Source organism: Mucilaginibacter sp., from assembly GCF_036383575.1.
GTDB lineage: Bacteria > Bacteroidota > Bacteroidia > Sphingobacteriales > Sphingobacteriaceae > Mucilaginibacter.
Genome location: NZ_DASVOB010000195.1, coordinates 1 through 4,837, shown reverse-complemented (window position 1 = coordinate 4,837; position 4,837 = coordinate 1). Strand labels below are relative to the sequence as shown.

At 45.2% G+C, this 4,837-nt stretch carries 4 protein-coding genes; 1 reads left to right on the top strand and 3 read right to left on the bottom strand.

Going from position 1 to position 4,837, the window contains the following annotated elements:
* On the top strand, positions 1–975 hold a 975-nt coding region (locus VF500_RS07155; RefSeq protein ID WP_330859011.1), incomplete at its 5' end, for a glutamate--tRNA ligase family protein.
* Positions 976–1,078: 103 nt separating this feature from the next.
* Here VF500_RS07155 and VF500_RS07150 read toward each other — a convergent pair.
* The 3 genes from VF500_RS07150 to VF500_RS07140 form a co-directional block, all read right to left on the bottom strand.
* The gene (locus tag VF500_RS07150; RefSeq protein ID WP_330859010.1) at positions 1,079–1,708 is read right to left on the bottom strand and encodes a SprT-like domain-containing protein; all 630 of its coding nucleotides are present in this window, start codon (positions 1,706–1,708) and stop codon (positions 1,079–1,081) included.
* A gap of 366 nt (positions 1,709–2,074) precedes the next feature.
* A complete protein-coding gene (gene feoB, locus VF500_RS07145; protein WP_330859009.1) occupies positions 2,075–4,189 on the bottom strand; it encodes a ferrous iron transport protein B in 2,115 nt (704 codons plus the stop codon).
* 10 nt (positions 4,190–4,199) lie between these two features.
* Positions 4,200–4,415: a FeoA family protein gene (locus VF500_RS07140; RefSeq protein ID WP_091210060.1), complete on the bottom strand. Its 216-nt coding sequence runs from the start codon at positions 4,413–4,415 to the stop codon at positions 4,200–4,202.
* Positions 4,416–4,837: the final 422 nt, after the last annotated feature.

Here is a 4,837-nt window from a genome sequence, read left to right as displayed (position 1 = left end):
ACGCTGGAGTTTGTGCCTCATCGCCCGCTTTATGACTGGTTCATCGAGAAGTTAGATATCTTCCCTTCAAAACAATATGAGTTTGCCCGCTTAAACCTTAACTATACGGTGATGAGCAAGCGCAAGCTGTTACAACTGGTTGTGGAAAATCATGTTGATGGCTGGGACGATCCGCGTATGCCTACTATCAGCGGTTTACGCCGTCGTGGGTATACACCAGCTTCTATCCGCGAATTTTGTGAGCGTATCGGCGTAGCTAAACGCGAAAATATGATAGATGTTGGCCTGCTGGAGTTTTGTATCCGCGAGGACCTAAACAAAACCGCATGGCGCCGCATGGCTGTGCTTGATCCGGTTAAGCTGATCCTGGATAACTATCCTGAAGGCCAAACCGAAGTGATGCACGGCGAAAACAACCCCGAAGTTGAAGGCGGTGACGGCAGCAGGGAATTCCCATTTGGTCGGGAGTTATGGATAGAGCGTGAAGATTTTATGGAGGTTGCTCCTAAAAAATTCTTCCGTTTAGGGATCGGGCTGATGGTTCGCCTGAAAAACGCCTATATCATTAAAGGCGAAAGCATTGTTAAAGATGCTGAAGGCAACATCACCGAAATTCATTGCAGCTACCTGCCCGAATCAAAATCAGGCAATGATACCAGCGGCATCAACGTAAAAGGCACCATCCACTGGGTGAGTGTTGAACACGCTAAAACTGCCGAAGTAAGGTTATATGATCGTTTATTCCAGGTAGAAGACCCATCAAACGAAGACGGAGATTTCAAGGATTATATTAATCCGAACAGCCTGCAGGTATTATCAACCGTATACATCGAACCAGACTTGGTTAATGCTGAATTAGGCAAGCCGGTTCAGTTTATGCGCAAAGGCTATTTCACCTTAGATAAAAACTCTACCCAGGATAAGCTGGTGTTTAACCGCACCGTAACGCTGAAAGACGGCTGGGGTAAAAAATAGCTTCCGGCCCCCCTGAAGGGGAGTTGGATAGTATACTATAAGATCGTTATTGCAATGACGATCTTATAGTATACTTGCTCTAAATAAGGCGACAATATGTGATCTACGCCGCTGTCGCACCCTCAATCAACTCCACCTCGGCTACCGGGCTAAACAGGTAGATACGTTTAGTAGCAACCTCTGTGCATTTAAACCGCTTACGCAGCTTTTCATCCTTGCGGAATACTCTGCCATCCTTCAACTTAAATAATGCCTTAAGCGGGATCTTTTCTACTGTTAAAATTGCTTCTGATTCCTTCGGCGGGTCGTATTTGCGTAGCGAGCGGTACAGGTTCAGATCTGAGCAGCTTGATGCAGCCGGGTTATCCAGGTAGTTTCTGATGGCCCTTTTAACATCGGCCGGAAAAATCTCCTTTTCAAAAAATGGCTGCATCATTTTTTTAAAATTGTTTTTCCACTCTGTCCCGTGGGGTTTCGCTTTTTGCTTATGCTCGTTCCAGGTATGCAGGTGCGCAAATTCATGTACCGTAGTTACCAAAAAAGCATAGGGGTTAAGGTCATAATTAACCGAGATGCGGTGACCTTTGCCACCGTAAGGTGAACGATAATCGCCAAATTTACTGTTGCGGTTGCGCGAAATTTTAAATTCGCATTTGAAGTAGTCGATCCACCGGGCAACAAGCGGGGCCGCTTCTGCCGGTAGATATTTCTCTAAAACTTTTACTTTATCCAATTTTTACCTCTGATCAAAGATAAGAATTTTGCGACTTATAGTTCATATATCATGGTTCATACGACGAAATCATATCTAAAATCAAAACCATGCACGGGGCACCTACGGAGCCCGGGAAATTTTGATCTCTCTAAGGCTATAAACACGGGACTCCGCTGGAGTCAATTTATCTGCTATGTGCAACTCCAGCGGAGTTACGTGTTTATAGCAAAATACAAGTGATAGTTTCCAGGCTCCGTAGGTGCCTCGTTTTAAAAGCGATTTCCCTGACGTTCGTGACTTTCTTGTTCTTTCAATTAAGAGGACGAACCTGCAAGAACTATTAAAATACTTTTACTATAAACCATGATCCATGAACTGAAAAAACTACTTCAGCCAGTGATACACGATAAAGCTTGCCGTGTACGCCAGCGCAGTCATATAGGCAAACTGGGCCGCAGGCCATCGCCAGTCTTTGGTTTCGCGGTATACCACGGCCACGGTGCTGGCGCATTGCATGGCGAAGGCATAAAACATCATGAGCGAGAAAGCCACGGCCAGCGTAAATACCGGCTGACCTGTTTCCGGGTTTTTAGCTTCGTGCATTTTTTCCTGTACCGATTGCAGTTTATCGGCATCACCCTCCACACTGTAAATAGTGGCCATGGTGCCGACAAATACTTCGCGGGCAGCAAAGGAGCTTATGAGGGCAATACCTATCTTCCAGTCGAAGCCAAGTGGTTTAATGACGGGCTCAATAACATGACCGAATACGCCTGCATATGAGTTTTCCAGTTTTTCGGAAGCGATAACTTTGGTGAGGCTATCCGGTGTCATGGTTTTGGTGTATTGCGGCTGGGCATATTGTTTATCTATGCGGGCAAACCTGTCGCCGGGGCCGTATGACTTGAGTACCCATAGTATCACCGAAACGGCAATGATCACCTTGCCGGCCTGTAGCACAAAGGTTTTTGAACGGTCATACATCGTAAATATCACGTTCTTCCACCTTGGCATGCGGTAAACGGGCAGCTCCATGATAAAGTAACCGCGTTCGCGGGCTTTCAGGATAAATTTCATCACAAAGGCTACAATAACTGCCGAAAAAATGCTGAGCACATACATAGCTGTAAGTGCAAGGCCCTGCAGGTTAAAGATCCACCAAACGTTGCGATTTGGCACTACGAGGGCAATCAGCAGGGTATAAACCGGTAAACGGGCCGAGCAGGCCACCAGCGGGGTAACCATGATGGTGATCATCCTGTCTTTCCAGTTTTCGATAGTGCGGGTACTCATAATGGACGGTACCGCGCAGGCGAAGCCGCCGATAAGCGGCACTACCGATTTGCCGTTAAGCCCTACCTTGCGCATCACTTTATCCATCATAAAGGTAACGCGCGACATGTAGCCCGTATCCTCCAAAATAGAGATCAGCGCAAACAGGATGGCAATCTGCGGTATAAATACCAGCACTCCGCTTAAGCCGGCAAGCACGCCGTCAATAACCAGGCTGCTCAGCGGACCGGCAGGTAATATTTTAGCAGCACCGGCCTGTAGCCAGATAAACAGGTCCTCAATGAGCGACATCGGGTAGGCCGACCATGAAAAAATTGCCTGAAATATGAACAGTAAAATGGCAAAGAAGATCACGAAGCCAAATACTTTGTGGGTAAGGATCTTATCTATCTTGTTGCTTACGGTTTCGTCATGGGCCGTTTCGGGCTTGGTAACGGTATCGTAAAGCAAATCGTTAATGAAATTATAGCGGGCAACAGTTTCAGTGGCCTGCGCTTTTTGCGAGTGAAAAGCATGTTCCTGCTCCAGTTGCTCAATGCGGTCGCTTTCGGTTGTTGAAAGGTAGTTGAGCGTTTCATGCTGATGGGCAAGCTGCAGCGCCACATAAGGGTTTTCAACCTGCATCTCGCCTCTTATCTGGGCTATGATGCCCGGGGCTATACTTTCAATATCTATAGTATCCTGTTGTAACGGAACACTGTTGGCAAAAGCAATAGCACTTTTAAGTTTATCAATACCTGTATTTTTCCTGGCGGAGATAGGCACCACCGGTACGCCCAGCTTTTTGGCAAACAGATCGATATTGATTTTGATACCCGCTTTTTCTGATACATCGATCATGTTAAGCGCCACCACTACAGGGATCTTCAGATCGGCGATCTGGGTATAAAGCAGCAGGTTGCGTTTTAAGTTGGATGCATCAAGGATCACCACAACCAGATCGGGCACCATGCCTTTTGATCTATCGGCCAGTACCGAAAATACGATGGATTCGTCTTTGCTTTTTGGGTAGATGCTGTACGTGCCCGGAAGGTCAATTATTTCGGCTGTGCGGCCGTCAGGGAGCTGGGAAAAGCCTGTTTTTTTATCAACAGTAACCCCCGGAAAATTTCCGATTTTTTGATTTAACCCGGTGAGTATATTAAACAGAGTTGATTTACCGGTGTTGGGGTTTCCTACAAGTGCAACTCTTATATCGGCTTTCAATGCTTACAAACTACTGCAAAATGATGGTGGATGCTTCAAACCTGCGTAAGCTAAGCTGGTAACCTGATACGCTGATGGCAATAGGATCGCCAAGTGGGGCAATACGCGAAATGCGGACCTCTTCGCCGGGTAAACAACCCATCTCCATCAGTTTTACCGACATTTCAAGGTCGGTAAATTCCTTTACGATACCTGTTTCGCCTACTTCCAGTTGTGATAGCCTCATCATTTATAATATAAAACGTAGCAAATGTAAGCTTATTTATATTAAATCCAAATAAGATGTGCTGTGATGTGCAGATTTTAAATATGCAGATGTGCAAATGACTTTAATGTGAAATTTGGATGCAAATGCGAGGGATTTCGGATGTGCAGATTTCAAATGTGCAAATGACTTTTTGATGCCATTGATTTTGCTTTTTCTGCTTTTTACTGACACGATACTGTCAGTGTTCAGTTTTTAAAAAACGGGTGTTCAGCCTTTAATTTCCCCAAAATACAAACCATTGATTATCAGCTACAATTTGTTCATAGTTGATAATTTGCTGATAATTGACGAAATTAATATACTGATTATCAGCGATGTTTATTTTGAGAAAAATCGTAAGTGTTTACACTTTAAAAAGTTGAACACCCGCAAATTAAACA